The following is a 16871-nucleotide window of genomic DNA, read 5'->3' on the forward strand; positions in this document are numbered from 1 at the left end:
GGTGCTGGTACTCACGCGGAAGGTCGGCGAGCGGATCCTCGTCGGTGACGACGTCGTCATCACGGTGCTCGACAGCCGCGGGGACGGTGTCCGGATCGGCATCGACGCACCGCGCGGAGTGAAGATCCAGCGCGAGGAGGTCGTGCGTGCCGTGACCGAGGCGAACGCCGAGGCGGCAGCTGCCGCGGCGTCCGCCGGTGCCACGGGGCCGGACGACGCCGAGGCGCGGCTGCGGGCGGCGCTGGGGCGCACCGCGCCGGACCCCGACTGAGGCGTTCTGCGCCGGACCTCGCGCCGGGGCGCTCCGCGCCGGGGCGCTCCGCGCCGGACCCCGACCGGGGCGTTCTGCGCCGGACCCCGACCGAGGCCCGGCGCTCCTGCGACTCCGGCTGGGACCCCGCCACCTGCCCTGGCTGCGGCTCGCTACGGCTGGGGCTTCTTCTCCTGCTCGGGCAGGCGTCCGGCGGCGGCCTCGGCCGCGAACCACGCCGCTGCCTCCTCCTGCCGGGCACGCTCCTCGCCGAGGGCGATCGGCGCCCGGACGTGCTCCGGCTCGTAGCCGAACGACTCGATCAGCTGCGGGACGATCGGTCGGATGCGCGCGACGAGTCGGTCGACGTAGGCCGACACCGCGCGACCGCGCTGGGCCGACAGCCGACCGTGCAGCAGGTACCAGTCCAGGTGCTGCTCGAGCAGCCCGAGGGCGAACAGGTCGCGCAGCCAGACCAGGGTGCGTCGGGTGTCGCCGGGGGCGACCTCCTCGATCGCGTCGGTGAACGCCTCCCACTGCATGAGCTCCGCGTGTGCCTTCGCCGCCTCGATCAGCTCGTGCTGCGAGCGGTTCAGGAGCTTCGCCGCCTTCGCTCGGTCCTTGCCGGCCGAGGCGAGCCGCAGTCCGATCTCGGTCACCATCGTGTCGACGCGGCCCTGGAGCAGCTCGCGCTGCGTCCGGGGGTCCTGCAGGTCGGTGACGGAGGCCGCGAGCGACCCGCGGTCGGCGACGGTCTGCCCGAGCCGGCGCAGGCCGGACGCGTCGGCGAGCTTCGCGGCCGCCTGGGCGGCGACGAAGCGGGCCGTCGACGCCGGGTCGCGCGGGGCGCGGGCGCGGAAGTCGGTGAGGAGCCGCTTGCCGACGAGCTGCAGCAGGATCGTGTTGTCGCCCTCGAACGTCACGTAGACGTCGAGGTCGGCGCGGAGACCGGTGAGGCGGTTCTCGGCGAGGAACCCGGCGCCACCGCAGGCCTCGCGGCACTCCTGCAGGGTCTCGAGCGCCGACCAGGTCGACATCGACTTGAACGCCGCGGCCTGGGTCTCCAGGTCCTCGCGGCGCTGCGGGGTGTCCTCGCGCCCGCTGAACACGTCGTCGAACGTGCGCAGGAGCTTCTCGTGCGCGAACGACTGCGCGAACACCGTCGCGAGCCGGGGGATCAGGCGACGCTGGTGTCGGCCGTAGTCGAGCAGCACGCCCTCGTCACCGCCGCCGGTCGGGAACTGCCGACGCTCCATCGCGTAGGTCAGGGCGATCTGCAGCCCGATCTTCTGCGCGACCACGGCCGCCCCGTCGAGCGAGACCCGACCCTGCACGAGGGTGCCGAGCATCGTGAAGAAGCGGCGTCCGGGCGAGGCGATGGGGGAGCTGTACGTGCCGTCCTCGGCGACGTCGCCGTACCGGTTGAGCAGGTTCGTGCGGGGGACCCGGACGTGGTCGAACCAGAGCCGGCCGTTGTCGATGCCGTTCAGGCCGCCCTTGACGCCGTCGTCCTCGCCGCCGACGCCGGGCAGGAAGGCGCCCTCGACGTCGCGGAGCGGCACGTAGAAGGCGTGCACGCCGTGGTCGACGCCCGCGGTGACGAGCTTCGCGAACACGACGGCTGCTCTGCCGTGCAGGGCTGCGTTGCCGATGTAGTCCTTCCACGCACCGCGGAACGGCGTGTGGATCTCGAACTCCTGCGTCGCCGGGTCGTAGGTCGCCGTCGTCGCGATGCTCTGGACGTCCGAGCCGTGCCCGGTCTCCGTCATGGCGAAGCAGCCGGGCACGTCGAAGCGGATGATCCCCGGCAGGAACTCGCGGTGGTTCCGCTCGGTGCCCAGGTGGTGCACGGCCGAGCCGAACAGTCCCCACTGCACGCCGGCCTTGATCTGGAGCGACGGGTCGGCGGTGGTCAGCTCCTCGAACGCAGCGAGGTTGCCGCCGTGGTTCTCCTGCCCGCCGAACTCGAGCGGGTACGGACGCTGGATCGCGCCGGCGTCGACCAGGATGCGGAGCTGCTCGAGCGCACGGGCACGGTGCTCGGGGACCGGCTGGCCCTCGATCTTGTGCACCGCGGGGTCCTTCGTCAGTCGACGGGAGATACGGCGGTCCTCGGCCCACCGTCCGAGCAGGAGCTCGCCGAGGAGCGTCGTGTCGATGCGGACGTCGGTGTCCGTCGAGCCGACCGGGGTGCCGGCCGCCGGGTCGCCGGCGGCGCTGGCGTTCGGGGCCTCGGTCGCCGGGGCTGCGGTCGTCGAGCTGGGGCGTGCGGGGGCGGTGTCGACCATGCGTGGAGCCTTCCTGAACTGCTCTGTCCGTGTTGCAGAACCCACGCTAGGCACCGCGACCGACAGTCGCGTGAACGCCGTGTCCGCCGCACAAGACCGTCGCGCTGCCCGGCGCGCGCGTGGTGGGAACCCTCCAAAACGCGCCGGAGGGATTTTGTTCGCACCCCTGCTCGATTCGGCCGTCGTCGCGAGCGCGGGGCACAGTGGACGGATGTCCAGCACCACCGCACCCGACTCCCGGGAGCACAAGCGCACCTTCTTCGGGCAGCCGTTCGAGCTGTCCACACCGTTCGCGGTCGAGCTCTGGGAACGGTTCTCGTTCTACGGCATGCAGGGGATCGTCCTCCTGTACATGTACTACACGGCGTCGCAGGGCGGCCTCGGCATCAGCGAGGGAATCGCCACCGGCATCATGGGCGCCTACGGCGGCGCGGTGTACCTGTTCACCATCGTGGGGGCGTGGGTCGCCGACCGGCTCGCGGGTGCGGACCGGACCCTGTTCGGCAGCGCGATCGTCGTGATGGCCGGGCACGTGGCACTCGCGCTCGTCCCGGGGGTCGCCGGGGTCGGGATCGGCCTGGTGCTCATCGCGCTCGGGTCCGGTGGGCTCAAGGCGACCGCGACCACCATCGTCGGCGGGCTGTACAGCCGCGACGACCCCCGGCGCGACGCCGGCTTCTCGCTGTACTACCTCGGCGTGAACCTCGGCGCGTTCGCCGGCCCGCTGCTCACCGGGTTGCTGCAGAGCACCCTCGGCTTCCACTTCGGCTTCGGACTCGCGGCGATCGGCATGGCCGCGGGGCTCGTGCAGTACGCGATCCGCCGTCCGAAGCTCCCGGACGCCGTCCGGCACGTCACGAACCCGGTCGACCGTCGTCGGCTGCCCCTGCTCGGCGGGATCGTCGCCGTCGTGCTCGTGCTCGTCGTGGTGTCCGTCCTGACGGGGCTCCTGACCGTGCGGAACCTGCCGACCGTCGTGGTCGCCGTCGTGGTCGTCGCGACGATCGCCTACTTCGTCGTGATCCTGTCGAGCGGACTCACCGCCGACGAGCGGTCCCGCGTCGTCGCCTTCATCCCGCTGTTCATCGCGAGCGCGGTGTTCTGGTCGCTGTACCAGCAGCAGTTCACCGTCGTCACGGTGTACTCTGACCAGCGCTTGGACCGGTCGTTCTTCGACTGGACGATGCCGGTCTCGTGGATCCAGTCGATCAACCCGGTGTTCATCATCGTGCTGTCCGGCGTCTTCGCGGCGATGTGGACGAAGCTCGGTGCCCGCCAGCCCTCGACCCCGACGAAGTTCGCGCTCGGCACGGGGATCATGGGCATCGCGTTCCTGCTGTTCCTGCCCTTCGTCGGCACCGGGGAGAACGGCACGCCGCTCGTGGCCCTCGTCGCGATCCTGCTCGTCTTCACGCTCGCCGAGCTGCTGCTCTCGCCGGTCGGCCAGTCCGTCGCGACGAAGCTCGCGCCGCCGAAGTTCCAGACGCAGATGGTCGCGCTGTTCTTCCTGTCGGTGTCGCTCGGCACCGCGGTGACCGGTGTCCTGTCGGCCTACTACGACCCGACGGACGAGGCCCCGTACTTCACGGTGCTCGGCCTCGTCGCGGTCGTCGTGGGTGTCGTGCTGCTCCTGCTCGCGAAGCCGGTGCTGAAGGCCATGCGGGGCATCCGGTAACCTGGAGCGGACCAGCCCGGCCCCGTCACCACAGGAGTCCACCATGCTCGAACTCATCGCAGGCGTCATCATCGGCATCGGCGTCCTCGGGGGCGTCGGCTTCTGCATGGCCGTCGCCGCGATGATGAAGAGCGGCTCCGAGGAGTACTAGGCCGCTCGCCGCCCCGGGACCCGTCGCGGCCCGGGGTCACTCCGCCGGTTCGACCGGCACCAGTTGACGACCCAGGACGGTCGCGCGCTCGAACGGGCCGCGGCCGTCCTCGGTGTGTACGGGCTCGTCGAAGGCGACCACCCACGTGCGCTGGACGCCGCCGAGCTGGTTCCCGCCCGGCGCCACGACGACCCCGACGGGCTCGCCGACCCAGCGGTCCCCGCCGCGCTCCGACGGGACGACCCGGACGAGGGCGCCGATCCCGATGCCGCTCCCGCTCCCGGAGGCGTCGTCGGGCCGGGGGCGGGGAGGTCGTCGTCCGAACACCCGCTCACCGTACCGCGCGTCCCCGGACGCCCCGAACGCCCCGGACGCCCCGGTCGCTTCGGACGCCCCGGACGCGCCCGGACGCCCCCGGACCCCGAGCGCGGCTCCGCGAGCGTGCACGACGTGCCGCGTGCGTGTTGCCCGGTGGGCGCAAAGTGTCGGCGGGGGACGGCGAGCGTGCCACATGTGGCACGCGCGTCCGCCCCCTCGCCCCGCCTGCGCCGCGCCTACGCCCGGGAGATCTCCGTGATGGACGAGTGGCCCGTGTCGGGGTGCTTCCGCATCGACAGCAGCCGCTCCATCGAGGGTTCGAGCGCGGTGACCTTGTCGAGCGGCGCACTCACCACGAGCTGGAACCCGAGTCGGAGCCACGCCGTCACGGCCCGCCCCGCGAACTCCGAGTCCGCCTTGATGAACGCCTCGTCGAGGAAGACCGGCGCGAACCGGGGCCGTGGACGGGTCTCGTCGCCGAGCTGGTAGCGCAGGGCCGCGCCGACGATGAACGCCACGAGCTCCTGCGTCTCGCCGCCGGACTTGTCGCCGAGCGAGGAGTACACGCCCAGGTCGTTGCCGTCGACGTCGTACCGGACGGCCGTGATCTCCATGTGCCGGCGGACGTCGAGCACCGCGTCGCGCTGCGTCGTGCGCCCGCGGGACCCGCCCGGCTCCGGCCGGATGACGGCCATGAAGCGGCGGAGCCGTCGGAAGCGGGTCTCGAGCACGTCGTCGGTCAGCTCGGTGTCGACCGAGGCCGACAGGGCGCGGAGCTCGCGGCGGAACGCGGTGACGTCCTCGCGCGTGACCCGGCGGATCTGGATCTTCAGGCGGTCCCGGTTCGCACCGAAGGGCAGCTCGCGGAGGATCTCGTTGACGGGTTCGAGCCGCTCCTCGATCTCGACGACCGCCCGGTCGAAGGCCCCGGCGAGCGGGACGAGGTCCTCGCCGCTCCACTGCGACAGTCGTCGACGCCACTCGGTGCGCCGGGCGTGCAGCCCGGTGGCGACGATCTCCTCGAGGATCGCGTGGTAGTCCGGCCACGACGCGACGGCGGTGCCGAGGTTCGGGTCCGGCCACGCGTCCTGGTACCGCTGGAACGTCACGGTCAGGGCGTTCGAGGCCGCCGCAGCCCCGTCGAGCGCCTGGGTGAGCCGCTCCTCGAGTCGCCGGCGCAGGCGGCGGGTGGCGTCGTCGAAGCCGTCGACGCCCTCGGGGGCGCCGACCTCCTCGAACGTCTCGGCCAGCAGCTGCGCCTGCGCGTCGTCGGGCACGCTCCCCGGTGCCGATTCGAAGCGCTCGAGGATCTCCGCGGCGGCGTCCTGCCCGTCGACGAGCACCGCGTGGCGCTCCTCGAGGCGGGTCACCTGCTGCCGGGCACCCGCGCGCCGGTCGGCGGCCTCGTCCAGGGACCGGCGGAGACGGGCCACGGACTCGCGGAGCGTGCGGAGGCCGTCGTCCGCGGCGAGCAGGGCCTGGCGCTCGGCGTCGAGCCGCGCGAGCGACTCGTCCGCACCGGCGACGTCGATGCCGTCCCACGTCGCGTCCACCAGGTGCTGGTGGGCGGCGCGGACGACGTCGAGCCCGGCGAGGTCCTGGGCCACGTCGGTCCGGCGGGCCTCGAGGGTCGCGAGGTCCTGCGCGATCGCCGCGAGCTCCTGCTCGACCGCGGCCACGCGGGCCTCGTTCGTGAACCCGATGACGTTCGACTGCCGGCGGTCGCCGTGCGCGCCGCGCTTGCCGTCGCGGAGCTGGCCGGACGGGGTGACCCGCCGGCCGCCACCACCGAGCTCGGCGGCGGTGTCGACGCAGCGGGCGTCGATCCGGTCCGACTCGATGCGCTCCCGCACCCACGTGCTGAAGGGGGAGTCCTTGATGGTGAGCTTGCCGGAGACCATCGCGGGGTCGCCGTCGAGGTCGAGGTGCGGGCCGGTCGGGACGCCCTCGAACTGCACCCGGACGGGCAGCCGCAGGGCGTCGATCGCCTGGCTGAAGTCGGCGAGCCGGTCCTGGTCGACCAGGAGCGTGCGGGCGACGGGCGCCAGGACGGACTCGATCGCCGTGCGCCACTGCTCCTCGCCGGGGAGCACGTCGAGCAGCTCCGCGACGTACGGCAGCGACTCGGGGTCGATCCCGGCCGCGCGCGCCATCGCCAGGCGTGCCTCGTGCATCGGCAGCGGCATCGCACCCTGCCGGTGCTCGAGCGACTGCCGCTCCTGCCGCAGGGTCCGCTCGCGGTCGAGTAGCGGGTACTCCTCGCGGGTCAGTGCGTCGCGGCGCTCGTCGAGGGCGACGCGCTGCCGGGCGACCGAGCCGAGGAACTCGCGCGAGGTCCGCTGCGCAGCGCCGAACGCGGCCTCGGTGTCGAGCGTCAGCCCGAGCGGCGCGGTGCGCTCCTCGAACGTGGCCCGGGTCCGGGCGATGGTGTCCCGCTCGCGCGTGCCGCGGTCGATGCGGTCCTCGAGCTGCGCGAGCGCGTTGCCGCCCTGGTCGCGCAGGCGCCCCTCGGCCTCGCGGAGCTCGATCTCGACGGCCGCGTGCCGGGCCTCGGTCGCGGCGACGTCGGCGCGGGCTGCCGTGCGCTCGCGGGTGTTCCGGTCGACCTCGGCGTCGAGCAGGGCGCGCTTGCGCGAAGCCGTCCAGTGCGCGAAGGGGGAGACCTCGGCACCGGGGGCGATGCCGTCGAGTGCCGCCGCGGCCGCGCGGGACCGTTCGATCTCGGCGTGCAGGTCGACGATCGGCTCGAGGATGCGGACCTTGCGCTCCTCGGTGTCCATCGCCTCGTACGCCTCGTCGAGGGCGGAGAAGTGCGCGAGCGCCCGGTCGGCGGCGTCGTACGTCCCAGGCGTCTCGAGCACCAGGGACTTGTACAGCGCGTCGACGGTCGGCAGGTGCTGGCCGGCCTGGATGCGGGCGAGCAGACGCATCGCCCGGTTGCCGCCGCCCGAGTCGCCGATCCCGAGTCGGGTCTGCAGCGTGTACGCGAGCTCCTGGTAGGTGTCCCGCACGACGAGCCCCGGCACCCGGCTGGTCAGCTCGAGGTGGTGGAACCGCGACGGCACGAACTCCTCGAGCCGGCGCAGGTCGAACGTGTCGTCGACGGTCGCCATGGTCATCTGGATGTCGCCGACGCCGCGCGCCCGCTTCGGCACGACGTACGTCCGCAGCACGGTGAAGCGCCGTTCGTCGTCGTTCCGGAACGTCACCGCGACCGCGCCCCACGTGGTCTGGTCGTCCCCGCGCAGGTTGACGTCGCGCAGGGCGCCGGTCTCCGGGTCCCGTCGCGTGTCGACCTTGCCGCGCAGGTAGGTGAGCAGGTTGCGCTGGTCGGCGCTGCGGGCGCGCCCGGTGGTCGCGTCGTTCGACGCGCCGTTGAACGGCACGTCCGACGGCATCATGACCGCCAGGTACGCGTCCATCAGGGTCGACTTGCCGGTGCCGGAGGCACCGGAGATCAGCGTCGCGGTGCCGGACAGCTCGACGTGCCGGTGGCCGTGGAAGCCGCCCCAGTTGACGACCTGCATCGACTCCGCGCGCCACTGCGCGACGGTGTCGAAGAGCGCGTCCATGCCCCAGGCGGGCGTGCCGGAGGGGTCGGTCGCGGTGTCGGTCATGCGCTCGGCTCGCCTTCGTCGTTGGTGTCGGTGGGCTCGGCCGGGAGGCTCGTCCCGGCGCCGTCCGTCGGCTCGCCACCGGCGGCGGTCGCGTCGCGCAGCCAGTGCTCGAGCTCGCGGAGCTGCTCGAGGGGGAGGAGCACCTCGACGACGCTGGCCACCCGGAAGCGGTCCGGGTCGGAGGTCCTCACGAGGACCCGGGCGGTCACCAGGCGGTCGATCGCCTTCGCGACGCGGGACTCGTCCCGGGTGCGGTCGGTCGACGGCGGGAGGAACCCGGCGACGTGCCCGGTGATCTCGGACCGGTCGACGACGACCTGGTCCAGGCCCGGGCGGGGGTCGGCGCGCAGCCGCATCCGCAGGTAGACGAGGACGATCGTCTCCTCGCGCGTGTACGGGACGTCGCGCAGCAGCGTCGGGAAGGCCCGGCGCTGGCTCTCCGAGCGGGCCTGGCGCTTCCAGGCGACCTCGCGGTCCCGGTCGACGTGCAGTTCGAGGAACAGGTCGTTCAGCCGCGAGCGGAGCTGGTGCTCGCCGTCCAGCACCGCGCGCCACTCGTCGGCGTGCGTGCGGGCGCTGACGTACGTGCTGCGGAGCAGCGCGACGAGCGCGCGCCGCTGCGGCTCGTCGAGCCGTCCCTCGTCGCCCTCGAAGAGGGCGAACGTGGTCTCGTCGCGTTCGTCGTCACCGGTCGTGTCGACGACGCCGAGGTCCGTCTCGTCGCGGTCCACGCTGTCGACGGGAGCCGTCGTCGTGTCGCTCACCGTGCCTCCTGGCCGTTGTCGTGGTCGTGCTGGGTGTCCGCCGGCGCGCCGGTCAGGGACGCCGTGGGCATGTGGAAGGTGACCGGCTCGCCGTCGGGACGCACCGTGCGGTGCGGGACCACGTGCGTGGCGGTCTCGAAGTCGTCGTTCCCGGTGAGCAGGTGCGCCAGGCCGAACAGCTCGACCGGCCGGCGCTGCTCCGGCGGGAGCGCGTGGAAGGCGTCGGCGCTGTCCGCGGCGTCGCGGAGCGCCGCGCGGAGTTCCGCCAGGAGCGGGCCGCCGTGCCGACGGAGGCTCTCGACGTCGAGTTCCTCGAAGACGTCGTCGTCGGGCTCCTCGATGGGCGGCGGGACGGCGTCGTTGTCCGGGTCGTGGAAGCGTTCGCGGAGCGTGCCGACCTCGGCCGTCGCGGGGAGCAGGCCGAGCGGGACGCGGTCGCGGGCGCTGCCCTGCTCGATCCACGACGCCAGGCCGCGGTTCACGGAGCGGAGCACGGCGTCGAGCTCGCGGTCCCGGACGACGTCGTGTGCCACGATCTGGTCGCGCAACGTCGCGGTGAGCTGCCGGCGCTGGGCGAGGACGTCCTCGATGCCCTGGCGGAGGATGCCGACCGTGTTGCGGAAGGCCCGGCGCTCCCCGGACCCGAGCGTGTCCGCGAACGGGTGGGCCAGGATCGTGGCGATGTCGTCCCGGAGCCGCAGGAGCAGGGCGTCGTCGCGGAGGAGCTCGAACGCGCCCTCGAACGCGCGGCCCTCCGGCGTCGCCTGCATGAGGTCGTCCGTGCGGGCGAGGTAGTCGTCGAGGATCTCGCCGATCGGGCGGACCTCCTGCCGGAAGTCCTCGACGATCGAGCGGTGCATCGCGGCGACGGCCTCCTCGACACGCCTGAAGTCGCTCGGCAGCTGCCGGATGAGGTCGGAGATGTTCGTGTAGCCGTCGCGCATCCGGTGGTCGTCGACCGTGGCGACCTCGTCGCCGTTCGCCAGGCGGTCCCGCTCGGCCTGCAGCTCGGCGATCTGCGCGTCGAGCCGTCGGACCTGCACGTCGGGGTCCGGTTCGGCGCGCGCCGCCCACCGGTGCACGGCGTCGACGATCATGGCGAGCCGGCTCTCGCTGATGAGGGCCCGGTCGGCGGCCAGGGCGTCGACCATGCTCAGGGCCTCGAGGGCGTGGCTCGTCAGGGAGTACTGCTCGTCGCCGTCGGGGGAGTTCGAGCGCACGAGCCACTGCGCCGCCACCCAGTCGCGGCAGAGCGCACGGCCGTTCGGACGCGCGGTGGTGTCCGTCGGCTCGCCCCAGGTCTGGTCGCTCGCGGGCACGCGCGCGCCCGTCGCCTGCAGGCGCGCGACGTGCTCCTCGACCTGCAGGTGCATGCGGTCGGCGGGGACGTACTGGACGTCGCGGTCGAACACCGTTCGGAACACGGCGAGGACGGCGGCGCTCGTCGGGCGGGACATGAGCCGGAGTGTCGGGCGGTCGAGGACCGCACGGACGCGGGCGAACTCGAGGTCGACGTCGGTCATGGGGCGCTGCTGTCTTTCGGTACGGGAAGACGAAGAGCCCGACGCTGTTGCGCCGGGCTCTTCGTTGGTGGTGTTCTTCAGGCCCTAGATGGACACGTGGGCGATACCAGACTCGAACTGATGACCTCTTCGGTGTGAACGAAGCGCGCTACCAACTGCGCCAATCGCCCGCTGCACTTGGGTGCCTGTCGATAGTAGCGGACGTTGGCGGGTGCGCCGAACACGTGCCGCCGCCCGGGTGTGGCGCGGTCGGCGACGTGCTCGGTGGGTCGTCTCCGGTACTCGCCGGCGGACGCCTCTGGCGCCCGTCGGTGGACGATGGAGCAGGCGACGTCGGGTTCCCGCTCCCGGCTCGACAGTTGCTGCTCCATCGAGGGCTGTTAGATGGTGTCGGACCGATCTGGATCCGCATGAACACGGGGGACACGCCCGGTGAACGGGGAGGATTTTGGCGGATGCCGTCCGGTTCGTATAGAGTTCTTCTCGTCGCCGCGACAGCGGAGAGACAGAGGCGGGCTTCGGGCCGCCTCGAAATGCGGATGTGGCGCAGTGGTAGCGCATCACCTTGCCAAGGTGAGGGTCGCGAGTTCGAATCTCGTCATCCGCTCGAGTGTGGGAGTCTGCGGACGACCACGACTCACCAGAGGGTATCCCACCGTTCGGGTACTCACGGAGACGTGAACCTCGATGGTGGGGTGGCCGAGAGGCTAGGCAGCGGCCTGCAAAGCCGTCCACGCGGGTTCGAATCCCGTCCCCACCTCCAGCTCCACACTCCCCTGGGCGATTGGCGCAGCGGTAGCGCGCTTCCCTGACACGGAAGAGGTCACTGGTTCGATCCCAGTATCGCCCACCAGCCGAAAACCCCCGGAAATCCGGGGGTTTTCGTGTTTCTCCACGCGTTGCCCAAGGCTCGGATCAGGTGTCGTGGCACGGTTCTGGCACGATCTGCGAAAGCTTCCACCGCCCTACGTCTCGCCCGATGTCGGGTAGGCGACGCGTCAAGAGATCCGGTCGATCGACGCGTCCTGATCGCACCATGTCGTCGATGCGCGACAGTCGGCGCGTGCCCGTGATGCGAGCGACGTCGCAAAGAGCCCGATGGAATCAGGCCCTGGTGCTCGCAGCCGAGGCACGGCAGGTACTACCTGGCTCGACGCAAGGACGTCGCCGGGCGGCGGTCCGGTTCGGCAGGACAAGGCGTCCCCGACCTGATGCACGGGCTCTTCGGGTAGCGCTCGAGACGTGTCCTTCGAGTAAGGATGATCCGGGAAGTCGAACCCGACGCATGAGTCCTTCCCGCGCGCGCGTCGCTCGGTTCCGATGCTCCGCGGGCGGTGCGCAGCCGTGCTGTCAGCTACTGGAAGCAAGCATGAAAGCCGAATGCCGGCCTGTCGACGAATCGAACAGGCCGGCACTCGGCGCGAAGGATGAAGGGGGAGAGGGCGGTCAGAGCCGGTCCGCGATGCCCGCTCCAGAGGCGAGGTCGCCGAGCTTGGTGACTAGCGGGTCGAAGTCGGCCGGGAAGAGTCCGGTGTAGACATCGAGCGTGATGCTCGGCTTGGCGTGACCGAGCATGCCCTGCACGAGGGGCACGGTGGCGCCCGCGGAAACCCCGAGGCTCGCGGCGGTGTGCCGCAGGTCGTGCGGGGTGAGCTTCGGGAAGTGCTGCACGACCGCTCCGCGCGCGAAGTTGCTCGTTGGCCAGCTTGCGATCGCACGCCGGACGGCTGGAGCGAAGACTCGACGCCGCCAGGTCGAGAGCCTGAGCATGCCGCCCCCCGGCCCGGTGAAGACGAGGTCGTGTGCCTCACGCCCTGCCGAGCGTCGTCGGAGCGGCTCCATGACCTGCGGCACTCCCGGAACCTGTCGAGCCTTGCCGTTCTTGGGCGGACCGAGCACGAGCTCGCCCCTGACCTCGGTCGCGGACCTGCGGACGTGCACGACGTTGTTCGCGAAGTCGAGGTCGGCGAACGTGAGAGCCGCGGCTTCGCCGAACCGCAGTCCTGAGAACGCCAGGAAGGCGATGAGCATCCGGTCGCGCTCCTGCGCTTCGTCGAGGAGGTGCGCGACCTGCGGGGCGCTGAGGTAACCGTGCTCGCGCGTCACCACCGTGGGCAGCTTGACTCCTCGCGCCGGGTTCCCGGTCAGTAGGCCCTGCTCGACACACTCCTCGAGGACGCCCCCTAGGATCTGGTGCGCCTTCTGGATCGTTTGCGCACCGGCGCCGGCGGCGTGGATGGACTCCACCCAGGCTCGCACCGACTTCTTCGTGAGCGCCTCCAGGGACGTCTCGCTCCAGTACGGCGTGATCCACTTGCCCGCAACGGCCGCACGGTTCGCGACCGTGGTAGCGGCGAGCGTCGCGCGTCGAGCGAGGAACTCGTCGATGAACGGGCCGAGCTTCTGCGACAGGTCGGACTGAGTGCGGTAGTTCGGCTTGCTCATTGCGATGAGGTTCGCCGCGGACCAGACCTTCGCGTCACGCTTGGTCCGAAACCCACGCTTCCGCGTCCTTCCGCCGTCCGGCTTCGTGTACCCGACCTCGAACCGCTTGCCCTTCGCCGTCTCGTATTCACGGATCGTGGCCATCAGGCAGCCACTCCGTTGTGCGATACGCGCGTCTGCTCGACATAGTCGAGCAGGTCACCGAGGCGATAGGCCACGGAGCGGCCGACCTTGATGTACGCGGGACCGCGGCGGAGGTAGCGCCACTGGGCGAGCGTCCCGACGGACGTGAGGAGGAACGATGCGGCTTCAGCCGGTTTGAGGAGAGCCGCATACTTCTGGGTGAGCTCGCGGGTCTCCGATTCCGCGGTCAGGCGGCTCAAGGACGTGGGCATGGGCAGTTCGCTTTCGGTGCTGGACGTAACGGGCTTCGTCAGCTCGTTGCCTCCCGGAGTGGGTGACACGCCGTCTATGCGCGAACGCCACATCAGCCGTGGTGAAGGAGGCTAAGCCCAGGTCACGTCGGCGAGTCGTCCTCCGCTGATGGGACGGGCTCGGTTTGTACGGAAGACCTCCGTCACTTCAGGCGTTCAGCGAGGCTCGACGCCGGGGCCCCTGGTGCTCTCGTTGAGCGAATCGTTCTCCGAACGGGCCGGTTGCGGCCATGCGTTACGGTTCCGGAACTCACGTCGTAGCCGCTGCCCCGATGACCGTCGATGACGCCGTCATCGGTAGCAGGACTGTCTGCGGCAGACCTGCCGCGCACGAATTCTCTCCGTGATCACCAAGGATGAGATGCCAGTGACTTGGACAGAAGCCAGTGCGGTCGACGGGATCGCGCGGAGTGGCGTCCGGTCCGTATGGCGCTTCCTCTTTGCATCGGGATACTCGTGCTGACCGAGGGCGTCGGGGCACTGCGTCGTCACCTCCCAGGAATCCCCGCCGTGCGCGGGGGGGGGGGGGGACCGTGCGTAGGGAAGGATGGTCCCGTCCCAGCAGAGTAGTCGTGTTGTGTCTTGGCAAAGTAGACGCGTCCGCACTGGTTGCTAATGTCGACACGGGTTGAGAGGGCAAGATGAAGCGCTGCGAGTACGTCACCATCAACGGGTCTGGCAACGAGGCGAAGCACGTCGCAGTCTTCAACGAGACCATCAACCGCTACGCAGCAAAGGGATGGACGGTTGCGCAGATGGTGCGCCCGTCTGTCATCGGTCCGCTCGGCGTGCTCTTCGAGCGAGAAGAAGTTTGAGCGCGCGCTCGAGATTCTGATCGAGCGCCTGGAGGCACACCAGGTCTTCGTCTCGTTGAGCGTCCGTGGGTTTATGCCACAGCTCATCGAGGTGAAGTTCAGCGGGCTGACCATCAAGGACAAAAAGGTCCCCTACATTTTTCTCGCTCGCGGGGACCACGGCGATGCGCAGGAGCCCGAAGGACGGCAGCTCTTCACGTTGACGTTGCTTGCCGTCCTCGTCGCGCGGGGCATCTTCGCCCCGGTGACGTACGACGGCAGTAGTCCGGCCGTCGGGCCAGGACGCGAGTACGACATCGTCGGGGAGATCCTGATGCCGGAGCAGGCAGTTCGAGGGCTCGCGCTGGCGACACTCGAGGACCTCAAGGCGTCCGCAGATCGATTCAACGTCACGCCGAGCGCCCTGGTCGTCCGAGCGCGGCGTCTCCGTCTCGTGAGCCCCGCCGTCGCCGCGTCACATCTCAACGCCCTAGGGCGAGAATTCGCTGCTCGGCCACCCAGCCGAGCACAGCAGCCCAAGCCGGTCAACGGCGTCCGTACGTACAACGGCAGGGAGTTCTCGGCGCGCATGCTCCGGGCACTCGACGCCGGACGCGTCTCCCCAGGCGACTTCTGCCGAGTGGTCTGTGCGAACAAGATCAAGCCACACCAGATCCGCGACTTCCGGGAGGCGCTCGGATGATGGGGTACCGGTACCTCCTCGACAACAACGCCCTCTCGCGACTCACGGTCGAGGAACGCTCCACGCCGTTCATCAGGGAGCACTGTCGTATCCCCTCAGAGGTGCTGCACGAAGCTCGCTTCCTCCCGGACATCGTGTCCCTGACCGAGCTGGAGTACCGGACGACGGGACGGGTGTTGCACCACCTGCAGCGGGTCATGAAACGTGTGCCGGTCGACGACGTTCGTCTGGTCAACCTGTACAGCGGCAAGGGCAACGCGGATCCGATGCTCGTGGCATGCGCTCTGGACGCCGTCCACGAAGAGGAAGAGGGCCTGTTCGGCGACGAATGGGCAATCATCTCGAACGACGACGCAGTCCTCGCCATGGCGCGTCTCTTTGGTATCACCGTGCTCACGAGCAGCGAACTCGACCCGCTTCTCCATGGCCGTGCGCACGCGACTCGTCACGACTGACGGCGCAGCGGCGCGACCGGACGTTGTCGCACGTGCCCTCCCTCAGCCGGGAACCAATCGGAGGGCCGCGCGTTGCGTCCTGAGACGTCTGCGCGTCGCGGCGACTCCCTCGATGTCAGTCGACGCAACGGACCACAGTTCTCCCTGGGCGGTCAGCAACGCCTGCACGATCGGGTCGGCCTCGTCCGCGATGTGCAGGAGCGGCGCGAGTTCTGCCGTCAGGCGCCGAGCGTCTTCGTGCAGCTGGAGGAAGGGCGAGGGCGACTGTGCAGTCGATTCTGAGTCGAGGCTCACAACCACGGCGATGAAGAACTCGATGGAAGCGACTCCTCGGTGTGCGCCGACCCGGAGGAGCGCCAGGGCTCGATCCAGCGTCTGCTGTGCTGCGGTCATGGACGGACGAGTATCCGCCTCTGCGGCGATGCGCTCGACGCGACGTGAGCGGCGGATCGCTTCGAGCGCGAGCTCCTCGTGGCCGCCGTTCTCCGAAAGCAGCAGCACGAGTCGTTCAACAGAACGGCAGGCCTCCTTCAGGGTGACCCGTCGACGAGCGGCTTCTTCTGCGTGCACAGTTCGGAGTATGCGCGGACCGTGCGCCGTGGCGCGTGCGGGCGCGACACCGCCGTACCTTGTTCGGCCGCTCGCGGACCGTTGCCGGGGTGTTCCACTTCGGCGCCGAAGAGCGGTCAGAGCGTGACCGATCCGCAGACACGCACGGGGCAGCAGTTGACACTTGAGATGAAGAAGCAGCAGCGCAGGAACTGGCCGAGAAAAAGGCGACGAAACCTGTGGCTCGACCAGTTCAGCGTCGGCCCAGAATCGCCCAACTGGGCATGCCCGGAACGCGCACCCCGTCCCTTGCATCCTCGGCAGCACCGGCCTTCGCCTGACACCCTCAAGTCCCCGCGTGATCTGTTCCAAGCGGGCGGAAGCGTCGGACGAGTTCGGTTGTCCCGCTCGCGATCTTGTCCCGTGTCCCGTGTCGCACGTCCCGTGTCTCTGGCTCAGGTCCCGGGACACACCGGCCGACTCGAGCCCGACACTCGACTGTCGTCCCGTCCCGTCAGTCGCGCCGGCGGGCACGATCCTCATGCTCCCGATCGATCAGGTCGCTTCACCGCCGGCCCGCTCTAGATGTACTAGGCCGTTAGGTTGGTGACACTCGGGCTGCAGGTGTGAGTCCGTGGCTTGAGTGGGTCCGGCCAGTGTTGTAGTGCTCGATCCAGGGCGCAAGCGCGTCGGCGCGTGCTTGGTTGCTGGTGAAAGGTTGCCGGTAGGCCCACTCGGTCGCGAGGGTCCGGTTGAATCGTTCGACCTTGCCGTTTTGCCATGGGCAGTGGGGTTTGATGAACTTCTGCTTCGCCCCGAGCGCGGCGACGGCGTCCTTGAACGCGGCCGAGTGCCGGTAGGCGAACGCGTTGTCCGAGATCACGCGCTCGATCGTTGCGATGCCG

Annotated in this window: 14 protein-coding genes and 4 tRNA genes; 8 read left to right on the plus strand and 10 right to left on the minus strand. The window is 70.4% G+C overall.

Translation table 11 applies throughout. The features are described from left to right. The first annotated feature begins 1 nt into the window (after position 1). Positions 2–271 carry a carbon storage regulator CsrA gene (gene csrA, locus HUN58_RS17110; protein ID WP_180225250.1) on the plus strand — a complete coding sequence of 90 codons (270 nt, stop codon included), beginning with the start codon at positions 2–4 and terminating at the stop codon, positions 269–271. Positions 272–423: 152 nt separating this feature from the next. Here csrA and HUN58_RS17115 read toward each other — a convergent pair whose 3' ends face one another. Continuing rightward, the gene (locus HUN58_RS17115) at positions 424–2538 is read right to left on the minus strand and encodes an acyl-CoA dehydrogenase (RefSeq protein ID WP_180225251.1); all 2115 of its coding nucleotides are present in this window, start codon (positions 2536–2538) and stop codon (positions 424–426) included. Positions 2539–2749: 211 nt separating this feature from the next. Here HUN58_RS17115 and HUN58_RS17120 point away from each other — a divergent pair, with 211 nt between their 5' ends. After that, on the plus strand, positions 2750–4213 hold the full coding sequence (locus tag HUN58_RS17120; protein ID WP_144801239.1) for a peptide MFS transporter: 1464 nt from the start codon (positions 2750–2752) through the stop codon (positions 4211–4213). Positions 4214–4400: 187 nt separating this feature from the next. On the opposite strand, the gene HUN58_RS17125 is transcribed toward HUN58_RS17120, so the two are convergent. From HUN58_RS17125 to HUN58_RS17145, 5 genes are all read right to left on the minus strand, one after another. Continuing rightward, positions 4401–4691 carry a hypothetical protein gene (locus HUN58_RS17125; protein WP_254631533.1) on the minus strand — a complete coding sequence of 97 codons (291 nt, stop codon included), beginning with the start codon at positions 4689–4691 and terminating at the stop codon, positions 4401–4403. 227 nt (positions 4692–4918) lie between these two features. Beyond that, complete coding sequence (locus HUN58_RS17130; protein WP_180225252.1) at positions 4919–8299, minus strand: ATP-binding protein; 3381 nt, start codon at positions 8297–8299, stop codon at positions 4919–4921. Beyond that, positions 8296–9063, minus strand: coding sequence for a DUF4194 domain-containing protein (locus tag HUN58_RS17135; RefSeq protein ID WP_180225253.1), 768 nt, complete (start codon positions 9061–9063; stop codon positions 8296–8298). Before HUN58_RS17135 ends, HUN58_RS17130 begins: the two co-directional genes overlap by 4 nt. Beyond that, a complete protein-coding gene (locus tag HUN58_RS17140) occupies positions 9060–10586 on the minus strand; it encodes a DUF3375 family protein (RefSeq protein WP_180225254.1) in 1527 nt (508 codons plus the stop codon). Before HUN58_RS17140 ends, HUN58_RS17135 begins: the two co-directional genes overlap by 4 nt. A 97-nt stretch (positions 10587–10683) precedes the next feature. After that, positions 10684–10756, minus strand: a tRNA-Val gene (locus tag HUN58_RS17145). 365 nt (positions 10757–11121) lie between these two features. Between HUN58_RS17145 and HUN58_RS17150 the strand changes: the two genes are divergently transcribed. From HUN58_RS17150 to HUN58_RS17160, 3 genes are all read left to right on the plus strand, one after another. Next, positions 11122–11193 (plus strand) — tRNA-Gly (locus tag HUN58_RS17150). An 82-nt stretch (positions 11194–11275) separates the two neighbouring features. Further along, a tRNA-Cys gene (locus tag HUN58_RS17155) sits at positions 11276–11349 on the plus strand. Positions 11350–11364: 15 nt separating this feature from the next. Beyond that, a tRNA-Val gene (locus tag HUN58_RS17160) sits at positions 11365–11439 on the plus strand. 593 nt (positions 11440–12032) lie between these two features. Here the strand turns inward: HUN58_RS17160 and HUN58_RS17165 are convergent. Both HUN58_RS17165 and HUN58_RS17170 read right to left on the minus strand, forming a co-directional pair. Further along, entirely contained in the window at positions 12033–13175 is a 1143-nt protein-coding gene (locus tag HUN58_RS17165) for a site-specific integrase (protein ID WP_180225255.1), read from the minus strand. Further along, complete coding sequence (locus HUN58_RS17170) at positions 13175–13414, minus strand: hypothetical protein (RefSeq protein WP_217488548.1); 240 nt, start codon at positions 13412–13414, stop codon at positions 13175–13177. The genes HUN58_RS17165 and HUN58_RS17170 overlap by 1 nt, the downstream gene beginning before the upstream one ends. A gap of 692 nt (positions 13415–14106) precedes the next feature. Between HUN58_RS17170 and HUN58_RS17175 the strand changes: the two genes are divergently transcribed. From HUN58_RS17175 to HUN58_RS17185, 3 genes are all read left to right on the plus strand, one after another. Continuing rightward, on the plus strand, positions 14107–14280 hold the full coding sequence (locus HUN58_RS17175) for a hypothetical protein (protein ID WP_180225256.1): 174 nt from the start codon (positions 14107–14109) through the stop codon (positions 14278–14280). A gap of 73 nt (positions 14281–14353) precedes the next feature. Beyond that, on the plus strand, positions 14354–14962 hold the full coding sequence (locus HUN58_RS17180; protein WP_180225257.1) for a hypothetical protein: 609 nt from the start codon (positions 14354–14356) through the stop codon (positions 14960–14962). Further along, positions 14959–15417, plus strand: a complete 459-nt coding sequence (locus tag HUN58_RS17185; protein WP_141861474.1) for a hypothetical protein — start codon at positions 14959–14961, stop codon at positions 15415–15417. Before HUN58_RS17180 ends, HUN58_RS17185 begins: the two co-directional genes overlap by 4 nt. A gap of 42 nt (positions 15418–15459) precedes the next feature. Here HUN58_RS17185 and HUN58_RS17190 read toward each other — a convergent pair whose 3' ends face one another. Then, on the minus strand, positions 15460–15987 hold the full coding sequence (locus tag HUN58_RS17190; protein WP_180225258.1) for a hypothetical protein: 528 nt from the start codon (positions 15985–15987) through the stop codon (positions 15460–15462). Between the two features lie 577 nt (positions 15988–16564). Then, positions 16565–16871, minus strand: a 307-nt coding sequence (locus HUN58_RS17195) for an integrase core domain-containing protein (protein ID WP_208745748.1), incomplete at its 5' end; no start/stop codon positions are given.

This window comes from Curtobacterium sp. Csp1 (genome assembly GCF_013347185.1).